This window comes from Pseudonocardia autotrophica (assembly GCF_003945385.1).
Taxonomy (GTDB): Bacteria; Actinomycetota; Actinomycetes; order Mycobacteriales; family Pseudonocardiaceae; genus Pseudonocardia; species Pseudonocardia autotrophica.
This window is the reverse complement of sequence record NZ_AP018920.1, coordinates 892,995-906,992: the sequence shown is the minus strand read 5'-3', so window position 1 is coordinate 906,992 and position 13,998 is coordinate 892,995. Positions and strand designations below refer to the sequence as shown.

The window sequence follows — 13,998 nt, the reverse complement described above, 5'->3', positions numbered from 1 at the left end:
CCGTGGCGGCGCGCCCGGTCAGCGGCTCGACCGGGCGACCGCGGCGAGGATCGGGGTGGCGAGCGCCGTCGCGGCGGCGCCCAGCACGGTGTCGGTCGCGCGGATGCCTCGGACGGTCCGCATCGCCAGGGCGAGCACCTCGCTGCCACGCTCGCGCATGCCGGCCTCGAACCGGCCGATCGCATCGGTGAGCGGCACGGCGTCCTCCGCGACGGCACCGAGCTGGTCGAGCAGATCGGCGGCGTCGCGGATGGCGGCCCCCGCTCCCATCCCCGCGGTGGGCGGAGTCGCGTGCACGGCGTCCCCGAGTGCGGTGATCGAACCCGCCGGCCAGGGCGCGAGCTCGGCGGCCCTGGTCGACGCGGCGCGGAACCGGAACGAACCGATCCCGGTCGGATCCGCCAGGGCGACGACCTCGAGGAAACGGTCGTCCCAGCCCCGGTCGCGGAACCGGTCGAGCAGCGCCGCCCGCAGCTGCTCGCCGCGCAGACCGCGCAGTGCCCGGGTACCGGCGCCCTCCGGGAACATCGCGCCCCAGATGTAGGTGGGGCCGGTGGTGACCGACATCCGCAGCTCGGGCGCATCGAGTGCCGCGTTGCCGACCGGGTCGAGGAAACCGATGTAGAGCGCGGCTCCCCGGGGGCCGACGGCCATCGACGACCGCGGGCCCAGGCGCTCGCTCTCCGCGGCACCGAGGTCGGCCCGCCGGGTACGCCCGGAGAAGCCGATGATGCCCACCGGATGGTTGGTCGGCGCTCCCGCCAGGTGCCGGGCGACGAGCGAGTGGGCGCCGTCGGCGCCGACCACCAGGTCCGCGGTGACCGACGTGCCGTCGGCGAACCCGACCCGTGGACGGCCGTCACCGTCGAGCCCGACGCCGGTCACCGTTCGTCCCAGGCGTAGGTCCGGACCGACCGCCTCGGCCAGCAGCGCGCGCAACGTGATGCGGTCGACGTCGACACTCGCGCTGCCGCTCAGGTCGGCACCGTGTCCGAGGAACCGGCCACGGCGGTCCCAGAACGCGTCGGGCTCGCGATGCCGCAGCGCCGAACCCGAGGCCGACAGCCGGCGCACGATCTGCGGCTGGACCAACCGTCCCAGCGCCGCCAGGGCCCGGTCGTCGAGCGTGATGTGGTAGCCGCCGGTCGCCCTCACGTCGATGTCACGGTCGACCACCTCCACGTCGAACCCGTTGCGGCGCAGCCCCGATCCCAGAGCCAGTCCGCCGATCCCGCCACCCACCACGACCACCCGCATGCCCGCCCCGTCCTTCCGTCGACTCCTGTCGGCCTCGACGGTGGCACCGGTGGTGGACACCGGATGTCCACCACCGGTGCCAGGATGAGCCGATGGCGGGCACCTCGCTCCGGACTCTGACGCTGCTGTCCCTGCTCGGGGCCCGCCGGGTGTGGCCACTGCGCGAGCTGGCGGACCGGCTCGGGACCAGCACCCGGACCGTCCGCCGGGATCTGGACACCTTGCGCGAGCTCGGCTACCCGGTCACGACCCTGCACGGTCCCGGTGGCGGGTACCGGCTGGGCAGCGGCCACACGCTGCCGCCGCTGCTGTTCGACCACGACCAGGCGCTCGCGATCGCCGTCGCACTGCAGACCGCTCCCGGCACGATCGCCGGATTGGGCGACGACGCCGCACGCGCGCTGGCCACGCTCGAGCAGGCGATGCCCGAGACCGTGCGCACGTCGATGGAGTCGCTGCGGCTGACCAGGTTGCGCAACTACTGGGAGTTCTCGGCGCCACCGATCGATCCCGAGGCGCTCACGGTGGTCGGCACGGCGGTGCGACAGCGGCGCGAGCTCGTCGTCGAGATCCTGCGGCCGGACGGGACCCGATCCGCTCCGGCCGACGCCGACTTCAGTGCCGGTCGCCGCGTCGAACCTCATCATCTCGTCGTATGGGCGGGGCGCTGGTACCTGGTGGCTCACGACCGCGCCGACCAGGAGTGGCGGGTGCTGCGCGTCGACCGGCTCCGTGCGCACCCGACCACCGCCGGTTTCGGGCCCCGCGAGCTTCCCGGCGCCGACATCGCCGGTTTCGTCATGTCCAGCCACGACCGGGGTGACACACCCGCCGACTGGCAGTGCACCGGCAGCGCCCGCCTCGATCTGCCCGCGCACGTGGTCGCCCGCTGGGCACCCGGCGGCTCGGTCGTCGAACATCTGGACGACCGGCATTGCCGTCTCACCCTCGGCGCGTGGTCGTGGGCCGGGATCGCCGGCATCCTCGCGAGCTTCGACTGCGACCTCGACGAGCTCCACCCGCCCGAGCTGGCCCGGGCGGCGGGCGGCATCGCCGAGCGGCTCCGGATCGCCGCCGATCAGGGGGCGAGCACGTCGACGCCGTCGTGAGCCAGGGCTGGGACAGGCCGGGCAGCTGCACCGGAGCACCCGTTGTGGAATCAGGTGAGGCTCACCTATGTTCGGTTCATGATGATCGCCTGCCCGCCCCCCGTCTGCACCGCGACGACCCGCCGGGAGTTCCTCGCGATCATGGCCGCCGCGGGCCTGCTCAGCGGCTGCGCCGGTGGCTCGGACAGCGGCCCTGCCGGCGCCACGTCACGCCGGGTCGAGCACCCCCTCGGCGTCACCGACATCCCGGTGTCCCCGTCGCGGGTCGTCGCGATCGACCGCCGGGGCACCCTGCCGCACCTGCTGGCACTCGGCATCGAGCCGGTCGGGGCCCTGACCCACGAGAGCATCATCGGGTCGCAGTTCCCCGGCGTCGTCGCCGACCTCACGGGCGACGTCACCGTGCTGCCGACGGCCGGAAGCTCCGACGAGGTCCGCCTGGAGGCGGTGGCAGCGCTCCGGCCGGACCTGGTGCTGGGCTGGACCGACGGGATCACCGACCAGTACGACGCGCTGACCCGGATCGCACCGACCGTGGCCGTCGACATCGACGTCCACGACGCGGAGCCCAGCCTGCGTGCGATCGCCGCAGCCGTAGGACGCGACGAACGGGCCGAGGAGATCATCACCGGGTTCGAGGCGCAGCGCACGCAGCGCCTCGAAGCCCTCGGCGAGATCGGAACGGTCTCGGCCGTCCTGGGCGTCGGGGACCAGATCCGGGTCTACCGCCCACGGGCGTCCTCGGTCACCCGGTGGCTGCAGGAGGCCGGTGGCCGGATCGTCCCGGACGCGGGCACGCTCGCCGGTGAGCCGTACCGGGACCTGTTCGTCACTGTCGGGCAGGAGCTCCTGGGCGAGGTGAACGGCGACACCCTGATCGTGATGGCCAACTCCGGCCCCGACGGCGAGGCGGCACTGGACGCACTGCGCGGGAACGCGTTGTGGTCGGGCCTCCCGGCAGTCCGGACGGGTCGGGTCATCCGGCTGGACTCGCAGGAGTCGGTCGGATACTTCGGCTACCAGGGCTACAACGCCGTCCTGGACTCGCTCACCGAGCAGTGGGCGGCGCTGACCCCCTGATCACCGGACGTACGGGGAGCGAACCGCGCCGGTGGTGCTGTGCGAGCATCCGGGTAGGCTCGCCGCACGCCCTCGTAGCTCAGGGGATAGAGCACCGCTCTCCTAAAGCGGGTGCCGCAGGTTCGAATCCTGCCGGGGGCACTACACCGTGACCAGCGGAAACGCTGTTCGCGATCGCGAACGACAGACGGCCGTGGGGCCATTCGTGGGGCCAAACTTGGCTACGGTCCGCCCATGCCCCCGCAGAAGCGCAGGTCACGCGGCTACATCGAGGAGCTGCCGAGCGGTTCGTTCCGCGCCGAGGTGTTCGCCGGAATCGACCCGCTGACGGGCAAGAAGCGCAAGCTCCGGGAGACCTGCAAGACCCACGCCGAGGCCAAGAAGGCACTGACCAAGCTCCAGCGCCAGGTCGACGAGAACAAGCAACCGAAGTCCTCGATCACCGTCGGCCAGGCCGTCGCGCAGTGGCTGGAGGTCGCCGACCTCCAGCCCACGACCCAGGAGCGCTACGACGACCTGATCCGGCTCTACGTCCTGCCCACGTTCGGCCACCTCCAGGCCGGGAAGCTCGACGCCGAGCTACTGGAACGCTTCTACGCCCGCCTCCAGCGGTGCCGGACGCTCTGCACCGGCCGCCCTCGACCCGGGCACGAGTGCCGGCCGCTGAGCGCCAGCACGACCCGCAAGGTGCACTACATCCTCCGGGCCGCGCTCGACCGGGCCGTGCGCTGGCGCCACCTGGGCGTCAACCCTGCCGCCATCGCCCAGGCCCCGGCACCGAGCAAGGCCGAGCCCGACCCGCCCAGCGCCGACGAGGCCGCCGCGATCCTCAACGAGGCATGGCGCGACCCGGAGTGGGGCCTGCTGCTCTGGTTGACGATGCTCATCGGCCCCCGCCGGGGCGAGATCTCCGCGCTGCGCTGGCACGACGTCGACCTCGACCGCGCGACCGTCTGGGTGCAGCGCAGCAACACCCAGTCCAAGGCCGGCGTCGTCGAGAAGTCGACCAAGACCGACCGCAAGCGCCGGGTCGCACTCGACCCGCACACCGTCGAGCTGCTGCGCACCCAACGGGACCTCTGGATCAGCAGACTGGCCGCGCTGGGCGTCGAGTTCGAGGCCGAAGGGTTCGTGTTCTCACCCTCGCCCGACGGGCGGACGCCCTACGCGCCCCGCGCGATCAGTCAACGCTACCGGCGGCTCGCCGTCCGGTTGAAGCTGCGCAGTACAAGACTTCACTCGCTCCGCCACTACTCCGCGACCGAGCTGGTCGCGGCCGGGGTCGACATCCGGACCGTCGCCGGTCGACTCGGGCACGGCAGCGGCGGCGCGACGACCCTGCGGGTGTACGCGGCGTGGGTCGAGGAGGCCGACCGGCGAGCCGCCGCGACGATCGCCACGGTGCTCCCGCAGCCGAAGCCTGCAGTGCGGCGATCGGGGCCGTACGAGCTGCTCGCTGCCGCGCTCCGTCAGCAGATCCAGGACGGCAGCCTTCCGCCGGGAGCGCTCCTACCGACGATGGCCGAACTCGCCGTTGCGAACTCTTGCGCGGTTGGGACCGCGCATCGTGCCGTCTCACTCCTCCGAGAGGAGGGGCTGGTCGAGGTCTCTCGCGGGCGCCGAGCGGTGGTCATTGGACCAAGACGGATTCACACGACTGTTCGGTAACCGGTGAGATCGTCGAGCACCACGACCCCCTCGGAGATTGCGGACGCGCTCGCCAACAAGCTCCCCGTCGGGGCGGCGGGCTCCGCGACGTCGAGGAGGGCGAACCAACGTGCTTGCCAACACTCCGCCCGGGTCGTCGTGGCGCGGTGGGTGCGCGAGCGCGCCGCCGTCAAGCACATCGACGGCGATCCGACGCCGCCGTACCTGTGCCGCCGCTCGAGCCCGACCTCGTCTACTGACCGCGGGCAGCTCCGGGCCCTCCGGGCAGGGACGCGTAGTAGTCGGGTTGCGACACGACCTCGACCCCCAGCTCGCCCTCGATCTTCCCGTCCACATTCTCGGCGGTCGCGGTCCACTCCACGCGGAGGATGGTGCCCGCAGGCTCCCTCACCATAACGGCCACGGCGGGCAGAGCAGTCGGGGTCCGCGGCCGGATATCGACAGCGGCGTAGGTGATGGTCACCGACCCCGTGTCCTCAATCTCGAAGCGCGGGATGGGGTTGACGATCGCACGGTCCGCCGCCCTTGGATACAGCGCGGCGGGGTTTAGAAGCCTCTCGATGCCGGGCAACTTCCGCGGCGTGCCCAGTACGGCCGGCACAGCGGGCCAATTCGGCGCGGCGTATACCCGGACCCCAACGCTCGACGGCCACTTCACGACATCGCCGTGGACGTGGGCCGTGACGACCAGCTTCTGAAAGTTGCGGTCCGTCGGGTTGTCGACGACCAGCCTCAATGTGGCGCCGTCGGACTCGTACCGCTGATGCAAAAGGTGGTCTCTCACCGTCTCTTCCGCCTTGGCGAGGTACTCCTCGACCTCCCGCTCGTAGTCCTCCTCGGTGCGTTTGTCGGGCTGCTCACCCAGGCCGTAGACCGACGTAGCCGGCATGACGAGACCCCGGTCAAACTGCCTGAGCGCGGCGTACGGCGAGGGCTTCGTGGCCGGCCACTTCGACCGGCTAGGAAGCATCAGCTCAGTTCGTCTCTCCGCGAGCCACTCCTGCGCGCGCTGCGCGTCGTAAGCCGGGCCGAACTCGACCGTGGCGGGCTCGGCTCTCACAACGACCTGCACGACAGCCGTACCAGCCCGGGCGCGCGCCATGAGGTCGGTGATCTGCGCGCTGGTCGCCCTGTCTGTCCGGCCGGGCGTCCGCACGAAGATGGCACCCTCGTTGAACTGGTCGTATGCCTTCCGCAGGGTGAAGGGGTCGTCGCCCGGCTGCGGAGGGTCCACGACGATCACCATGACGGTCTTGCCGTCGACCACCACCTGCTCCGGCGACCACCGCGCGGGACCGACCCACCGGTTAAGGGGGTTCACCAGGTCCGCGTTGTCGATAGTGGTCACGCCCGCCAGGGCGCCCGGCTCGACGCCGACGAGCACATAGCTGTAGCCCCCGGCGTGCCGCTTCGACGTAGCGATGGCACGGTTAGAGAAGCCGAGAATCTGCTTCGCAAGGTGCCAGCGGTCGGCGGCGATCGTGAGATCGAGGGTGCTTTTCCACTCCACCCAGTCGTGCTCGTCGTTCTTGTCCGCCTCGTCGCGTACGGCGACCACGAGCGCCTCGAGCTGGCTCGGCCGGAGGAACGGCGCCGACGTGTCGATCGAGAATGCCACCCTCCGAGTGTTCCTGTTCGCGCTTGACTCTCCGCAGCTCAGAGGGCTATCCGTCGACCACCGGTTCGTCTCGATCGGGTGAACGGGCCGCAGCTGCCGCGGTGAGACGGACCCCGTCGATGACCGGTCGACTCCTCAAGCGAGCGAGGTGTGCGTCTGCCCGGCGGCGCGGCCAGCACACCGCCAGGCACGCGACGGCGTCCGCCGTCAGAACGCGGTCTTCAGAATTGCGCGCTGCTCGCGGATGACGAGGCGAATCGAGCAGACGTTGCGGTACGTACTCATCCACCGCCTGAGCGACAGGGACATCGCCTCCTGCCCCGAGCTGCCGGAACGCCCGTCTGTGGCAACGTCGTCACTTTCCGTCGGCCCCGTCCACTAGCCTTCCTGGAGTTCCGCTCCCCACGGACGATCAGACGGGTGATCTGCATGAACCGCATCGACGCCGTGTCACAGGCGTTCCTCCAGTGGTCGTATCAGAACCGGCGGACCTCACCCCCCAACCACGGTTTCCTCACGAACGGGGAGTCGCTCGTCAACGGTCAGCAGGTCACACCAGACGAGCTTGAGGACGTCGTCGAGCTACTGCATCAACGGGGCCTCGTCGACGGACCGGTCTCGTTCGGGGAGCCGCAGCCGAACCCCGCGGAGCTGACGCCGGACGGGTTCTCCTGCGTCCTCGACTACGACGCCGACGTGCAGAAGTGGAAGGCGAGCAGACTCGTGACCTACGTCAACCAGCCGGTCACCGTCACAGGGAACCAGAACCAGGTCTCGGCGTTCAGCTCGAACATCAGCCAGCAGCAGCGCAGCACGATGGAGAAGGTTCACACCCTCCGTAACGTTGCGGAGCAGGCGCTCGCCGGACTTGGCACCTACGAGATCGACGAGGACGAGGCCGCCGACGTTCGGGCCGCCGCCGAGAAGGTGCTCGCCGAGACCGCGGAGGGCGAGCCCGAACCCGGCCGCATCGCGAAACTCGCGAAGAAGCTTCACTCCGTGCTCAGCATGTTCCTCGGCACGGCGGTCGGCGCCGAGTTTGCGCAGAGGCTCATGGACGCCCTCCTCCCGCTCATCGGCATGGCGGCCTGACGTGGAACCGAAGGAGCGGCGCAACGCCGTCGCCCGGGCGATCCTGCGGTGGCTCTATGAGGAGGACGGCAGCTACCCCCTCGTTGAGGACTTCCTCGCCTCAGCAGGGGGCGAGATCGGGGGCGAGCGCGTTGGCAACGACGAACTCGTCCGCACGGTCCGGTGGCTCCACGACCGGAAGCTCATCGAGGGCCCTGAGGTCGACGAGGTCCCGTACCCCGTCAGGCTTGCCCTGACCACCGCTGGTCGCCTCATGGTTGTCGAGCAGGACGGATGGGTAGAGCAGGAGGCTGCGACGCCGAGCGCCGGCGAGAAGCCGACCGTTCAGATCGTGGCGCGGGCGTTCCTGCTCTGGCTATATCCGGTCGAAAGCCAGCAGCCGACACCGCAGAAGTTCCTTCAGGCTCCGCGGTCTCTCATCGCGAACTACCAGATCGACGAGAAGCTGATGTCCGAGGCAGTTCGTCTGCTCGTCGCCAAGGGCCTCGTCGATGGGCCCGGCGCGTGGGGCAGCGATATCCCCATCCGGGTTCGACTCACTGACGCCGGGCGAATCTGCGTGATCGACCATGACGGGAACGTAACCAAGCAGGCCACATGGGCAGAGGTCGAGCGAGGCGGCGGAACGACCGTCGACAAGTCGATCACCACCACCGGGAGCGGCAACACAGTCGTCGCGCACAGCGACAACGTGACCTTACCGGTGGATCCGCGCGACCGGCCGGACTTCATCATCAAGCACGGGCGCGTGAGAGAGCCCGGACACCCGATCGTTGTGACGATGACGAGCGGCCCCCAGCAGCAGTACGTCACCCTGGACGTCGCCGTGCTCAAACCGCGCGAGGGCATCGCAGCGACGGTGTCAGGGGGTGAACGGTCCCGGATGGTTCGCGATCTTGAACGCGAGATCGTCGTCGACCTCGAACCGCCACGAGGAGAATCGGACGTCGTGGTCGAGGTAGTCGCGGTGTGCGAAGACGTCGACGCACCCGGCGACGGGTGGACCTGGCGGCGGGCTTTCAAAATCCCCGGCTTTGGGGTCGGTTAGCGCCGCTTCAATAGGCGAGCCCGCTGATCGTGAATCAGACTCCGTCGCCCGGAACAGCGGAACCAGGGCCGGCAAGTGCCGGGCCGAGAGCCTGCAGACGGCTCCCACAGGGCCGGAAACGGGGCTCCGTCCGGCTCCCGACGAGCAGGCCGCGCCTGTGTTGCTGTCGGTGGTTGCTGTCACCCTGAGTTGTATGGTGGCGACTGCTGAGCAGGTAGCGCGGATCCCGGCGGGAAACCTTCGGGTCCCACCAGGGGATCTCGCGGCTGTCTGGGCAGCCGCGGAGCGGCGGTCGTTCGAGCAGTCCAAGCGGGGTGTTCTCGACTGGTACGCCGCGGCGGTGGTCGCGACGTGCATGTGGTTGGCGTGCGCGATCTATCGACCGCCGTGGGGCCGGCCGCACCCCGCGGAGGCGCCGGTCTCCCGCACGCGGGCGTCGGCGTACGAGGAGCTGATCGAGGCCGAGTACCTCGCCGCGGAGCGGTTCGAGGAGCTGCATCCTCGTCGGGCGGAGCGGGAGCCCGGTTGGGCTGAGGGCGCGCGAGCGACGCTGCGGTGGGCCTGGCGCGGTGAGGGAACGCCGCCGATTGACGTCGAGGGATGGTCGGTGGCGGGATAGCTCCCGCCACCGACCATCCGTCACCACCGGCTGTCGGGCAGCTCCCGCTCGTCGAACCCGTCGGCGACGTCGTCGAACTCGCTGTGCTGCTCGGTATGCGAGCGAGCGAGTCCGGCTCGTTCCTCCTGGCCATCCTCGGCGGTGTCGCGGTAGCGAATCTCGTCGAGGATCCGGCCGGCGTGGTCGAGGTAGTCGGTCGTCTCGGCGGCCTCGGGCACTCGCACCGCGTCTTCCAGCACTGGGGCCGGGCGGGCGTCGGCGATCTCGCGGACGTCGTCGCGACGGCTGTCGGCCGTCTCGGCGTTCTGCTGCTCGTCCAGGAAGGCGTTGCGGTCGTCGGGGGCCTGGTCGTGGATGTCGTTCTCGGTGATCTCCCGGTACTGCTCGTCCTCGGAGAGGGCGGCGTCGTGGGCGGCCTTCCACTCCGCTGCGGTGACTCGGTCGTCGGGGTCGTCGGCGGCGTCGCGGGCGGACAACTCGGCCTTGGACAACTCAGCTTGCACGCGGGTCTGTGCGGTGTGGGCGAGCCAGGCACCGCGGGCGTCGTCGATCTCCTGGAGCTGGGTGGCTCGCTGCTCCAGCAGCGCGGCCATCGCCTCGGCCCCGGCTGCGCGCTCGGCGAGCCGGTTCCGCTCGGTCGGGTCGGGGGTGGTGTCGAGGGCGGCTCGGGTGACCGCGGCGTCCTGCCGCTGGGCCTCAGCCGCCTGCCGGGTCCCTGCAAGTTCGTTCGCGACGTAGCGGGGCGCAGCCGCCAGTTCGCGGTCATAGGCGCGGACTCGGATGCGGAGCTGTCCGTTGGATAGCTCCAGGTGCTCGCGGTCGATCTCGGGCCGCCCAAGAGCCCGCCACGCCGCCCGGTGGGCCGCGAACTCCTCCACCTGCCCGGGCTTCGGAGCCGGACCGAGTGCGTCGGTCGGGTCGTCGTGGCCGCGGACCTCGCGGTAGGCGGCGACCCGTCCGACGTCGTCGCACCACCGCTGCCGGGCCATCGGGTCGGTGGGGACGTCGCCGAACGCCTGGAACGCCCACGCGGGCGGCTCGACGGCCGCGGCGGCGCCGAGGTCGTCAGCACGCTGGTCGGCGGCGACGGCGAGCCGGTCAAGGTAGCTGCTCCACTGGAGGTTGTCGGTCTGGGGGATCCAGTCCGTCCAGCGTTCCCCGAGTGGGTCGAGGCGGTGCTGGTCGCGGATGCGGGAGTAGACGACGTTGCTGACGTTGCGCGCCCCGGTGAGCGGTCCGCGGTCAACGGCCTCGGCGAGCACGGCGTGCGGATCGAGTCCGGCGAGCTCGGCGCGGCGCAGGACCCGGGTCAGGGCGGCGGTGCCGTCCTCGGCCGCGATCCGAGCCCGCTGCTCGGTCGTGAGCGTGCCGTCGTGGACGAGGCGGTCCAGTGAGGCGGCGGTGCGCTCGGTCGCGGCGAGCTGGGCGGCGTCGGCGAGCAGCTCGACCACCGTCCGCGCGCTCCCGGCCTCCTCGGCCGACTCGGTCGCGATCGCCACCGCGGACCGGTCGATGGCCTGGTCGGCGGTGTCGAGGATTCCGGCGAGGACAGCGACGGGGTCGCGGTGCAACTCGTGGCGGGCGGCGGTGCCGTCGGCCGGGTCCTCCGGCGCGACTCGCGTGGTGACGTGAGCGGTGTTGCGAACGCGGCCGCGGGACATCCCGACGTAGAGCGCGTTCGCCCGGGTCATGGGCGTTACGACGGTGTGAGTGGTGTCGACGGTGGCGCCCTGCCCGGCGTGGGTCGTCCCGGCGTAGCCGAGGGCCAGGTGCTCGCTCACGTAGGTCGCGGGCAGCACGAAGCGGGCCCCGACGGTCGGACCGTGGGCAGAGTCGACGCCGCCGCCGTGGGTGTCGGTGGTGACCTCCAGGGTGCCGTCGTCGCGGACCGCGGTGATTCGGTAGAGGTCGCGGTTGTGCGGGCCGCGGCGGTTGCCCTCGAACCCGGCCAGGTGGTGGGCGTTGTGGCGGGCCTCGACCAGGTCCCCGACCCCGGCGGTGGTGCCGTCGAACCCGAGCCGAACCCCTGCCTCCGTGACTCGCCCGAGGCGGATCAGCTCGGCGCGGATCGAGCTGGAGAGGCGGGCTGCCTGCTCGTTGGTGTCGACCAGCAGCAGCGACCGCCGCCCCGCGAGGTGGTCGGCCAGCCAGCCCCGCGCCGCCGAGGTCTCGGCGTCTTCGCGGGTGCCGGAGTCCAGCAGGCGACCCTGCTGGTGGTAGGCGCGGAGCACGGTTTGGTCGCCCTCACGCAGCCGCAGGGACGCGTCGCGTTCCCACTCGGAGCTGAACCGGCGGGCGTCGGTGAGTTCGTAGCGGGACCCGGCCGTGGCGAGCAGGTCCATGCCGCCGCCGGCGCCGACCGCGGCGAGCTGGCGGTGGTCCCCGACCAGCAGCAGCTTCGCCCCGGCCTCGTCGGCCCGCTGGTGGATGGCGGCGAGTGCGGCGGTGTCGGTCATTCCGGACTCGTCGATCACCAGCAGGTCCCCCTCTCGTAGCCGCCACGCTTCGTCACCGTCGACCGTGCGGCGCTCGGCCGGGGCGGCGGCGAGGCGGTCCTGGGTGGTGAGCCAGCGGGCGATGTTCGACGCCGTCAGCCCCTCGGCGGTGAGGACCTCGGTGGCGCGTTGGCTGGTCGCCAGCCCGAACACCCGCCCCGCACCACCGCCCGGCCCGCCGGTCGGGCGTAGGTCAGGGTCTGTCCAGGCGCGGGCGAGGTTTCCCACGACGTAGGACTTCCCGGTCCCGGCGGGGCCGACGAGGGTCTCGACCCGGGCGCCGGAGGTGAGGATCCCGCGCACCGCGGCGGCCTGGTCGACACCCAGTTCGAGGCCTTCGCTGCGCAGGGTGCGCAGGAACCGCTCCGCCTGCGCCCCGGTCAGGGCGGCGCCGTCGCGGGCGCTGGTGGCGGCGAGCAGGATCCGCTCCGAGCGGACCTGGTCGGGGGTGCAGTAGACCCGCCCGCCCGGGGCGATGTAGGCGGACTCGCCGTTGGCCACGCGCAGCTCGTCGGGCAGCAGCCCGGACCCGGGTCGTTCGGACTCCAGCGCGATCGCGTAGACGAGAGCGTGGTCGGTGATCTGATCGAGCAGCACCGCGACGTCACCGCCGTCGGGGACCCCGAGGTAGTCCGGCAACGCCGCGTTCACCGCCCGCACCAGATCCGAGCGGGTCCACCCCGACTTGCGCGACGCCACATCCTCCAGGGCTATCTCGATCACGGCCTGCGGGTTGAACGCCTGCGGGGTCACGCCGTCTCGGCGGGCAGCCAGGGCGGTGTCGGCGATCCCGGCCAGCCCGCCAGCGATATCGGACTGCAACCGGGCGGCGACCCGGTCGAGCATGTCCCCGCGGGTCTCCCCGTCGTGCGACTTCGCGGCCCGCGTGGCGAGGGTGGCCTGCTGGGCCAGCCGGTCGCGCTCGACCCCGTTCGGGGCGCGGCCGTAGCGGGTCTCGAACGCCTCGATCAGCTCCGCCGCCTTCGCCGTCACCGCGTGACGGCGGTTCGACACCAGCGACATCGCCTCCGCGGACACGCCGACGACCTCGCGGGACTTCCCGTCCCGGCGGGTCGCGACCAGCGTCCCGATCGTCGCGGCCAGCCGCTCTTCGGTGGTGCGCTCCCCCACCGCCCCGGCCCCGGCGCGCCAGCGGTGGATCGCGCGGGAGTCCAGGGTTCGCCACACCCCGTCCGGGCCCTGGATCCGGTTCAGGATCGCGTTGTGGATGTGCAGCTGCGGGTCCCGGTCACGGGAGTCGTGCTGGAAGAACGACGCGACCGTGAACGCGTGCGCATCGACCCAACGGCCCGCGGCTCCGCCGTGGTGCCCGACCCGGGCGTACCCGGCCTTGTCCTCCAGGTAAGCCAGCGCGGCGTTGTTGCCCGCCCAGATCGCGTCCTCGACTGCCTGGCGGAACTCGCCCCACGCCGCCGCGGTGGCCTCGTCCCCGGCCTGGCGGGCGGCGACCTCGCGGGCCTCGAACGCGGTGTGCAGCAGCGTCACCGACTTCTGCACCGAGAACGTCGCGTCGAGGAAGGCGACGTTGTGCCGGGCCGCCTTACCCGCCTCGGTACGGAGCTCGGCGCGGCGTTCCGCCGCCGCATCCGGCTCCCGTTCCAACGCTGCCGCGTACAGGTCGTCCTCGGACAGGTACTTGCGTCCGGTGTGTCCCAGCGTTGGGACGCTGTCCCACCGGGACGGATCACCGAACCCGGCGTCGCGGGGGTCGAGGAACCGCTCGTAGAGGGCGCGCATGTCCTGGGCGTCGACGAGGCCGGCGAGGCCGAGCTGCTCGGCCCCCGCACCCCACCAGCGGCCCGGGGGCTCGCCCTCGGCGACGGCGCCGGTGTAGTAGTTCTCCCGCCCCGTCGCGACCTCCTTCAGCAGGTAGTCCGGTGAGTAGCCGGTGGCGATCCTCAACACCCCGACCACCCCCGAACGATCATGAACACGGCTGCAGAGCCGTCGGCGACGGCCGCCGGACAGTCGGAAGCGGTGGGGGTGCGGCG

8 protein-coding genes and 1 tRNA gene are annotated in these 13,998 nt (G+C 71.5%); 6 read left to right on the top strand and 3 right to left on the bottom strand.

Going from position 1 to position 13,998, the window contains the following annotated elements; genetic code table 11:
* Positions 1 to 18 precede the first annotated feature (18 nt).
* A complete protein-coding gene (locus Pdca_RS04440; RefSeq protein ID WP_197719920.1) occupies positions 19 to 1,317 on the bottom strand; it encodes an FAD-dependent oxidoreductase in 1,299 nt (432 codons plus the stop codon).
* 32 nt (positions 1,318 to 1,349) lie between these two features.
* Between Pdca_RS04440 and Pdca_RS04435 the strand changes: the two genes are divergently transcribed.
* From Pdca_RS04435 to Pdca_RS04420, 4 genes are all read left to right on the top strand, one after another.
* The gene (locus Pdca_RS04435) at positions 1,350 to 2,366 is read left to right on the top strand and encodes a helix-turn-helix transcriptional regulator (RefSeq protein WP_085915994.1); all 1,017 of its coding nucleotides are present in this window, start codon (positions 1,350 to 1,352) and stop codon (positions 2,364 to 2,366) included.
* A 78-nt stretch (positions 2,367 to 2,444) separates the two neighbouring features.
* Positions 2,445 to 3,446 (top strand): ABC transporter substrate-binding protein, encoded by a 1,002-nt coding sequence (locus tag Pdca_RS04430; RefSeq protein WP_085915995.1) that lies wholly within the window; start codon positions 2,445 to 2,447, stop codon positions 3,444 to 3,446.
* Between the two features lie 68 nt (positions 3,447 to 3,514).
* Positions 3,515 to 3,587, top strand: a tRNA-Arg gene (locus Pdca_RS04425).
* 93 nt (positions 3,588 to 3,680) lie between these two features.
* Complete coding sequence (locus Pdca_RS04420; RefSeq protein ID WP_073577577.1) at positions 3,681 to 5,114, top strand: tyrosine-type recombinase/integrase; 1,434 nt, start codon at positions 3,681 to 3,683, stop codon at positions 5,112 to 5,114.
* Between the two features lie 232 nt (positions 5,115 to 5,346).
* Here Pdca_RS04420 and Pdca_RS04415 read toward each other — a convergent pair whose 3' ends face one another.
* Entirely contained in the window at positions 5,347 to 6,732 is a 1,386-nt protein-coding gene (locus Pdca_RS04415; protein WP_073577575.1) for an AlbA family DNA-binding domain-containing protein, read from the bottom strand.
* Between the two features lie 429 nt (positions 6,733 to 7,161).
* Here Pdca_RS04415 and Pdca_RS04410 point away from each other — a divergent pair, with 429 nt between their 5' ends.
* Entirely contained in the window at positions 7,162 to 7,824 is a 663-nt protein-coding gene (locus Pdca_RS04410; RefSeq protein WP_125911259.1) for a hypothetical protein, read from the top strand.
* A 1-nt stretch (position 7,825) separates the two neighbouring features.
* The gene (locus Pdca_RS04405) at positions 7,826 to 8,872 is read left to right on the top strand and encodes a hypothetical protein (RefSeq protein WP_073577573.1); all 1,047 of its coding nucleotides are present in this window, start codon (positions 7,826 to 7,828) and stop codon (positions 8,870 to 8,872) included.
* A gap of 639 nt (positions 8,873 to 9,511) precedes the next feature.
* On the opposite strand, the gene mobF is transcribed toward Pdca_RS04405, so the two are convergent.
* Complete coding sequence (gene mobF, locus Pdca_RS04400; RefSeq protein WP_073577571.1) at positions 9,512 to 13,921, bottom strand: MobF family relaxase; 4,410 nt, start codon at positions 13,919 to 13,921, stop codon at positions 9,512 to 9,514.
* Positions 13,922 to 13,998 lie beyond the last annotated feature (77 nt).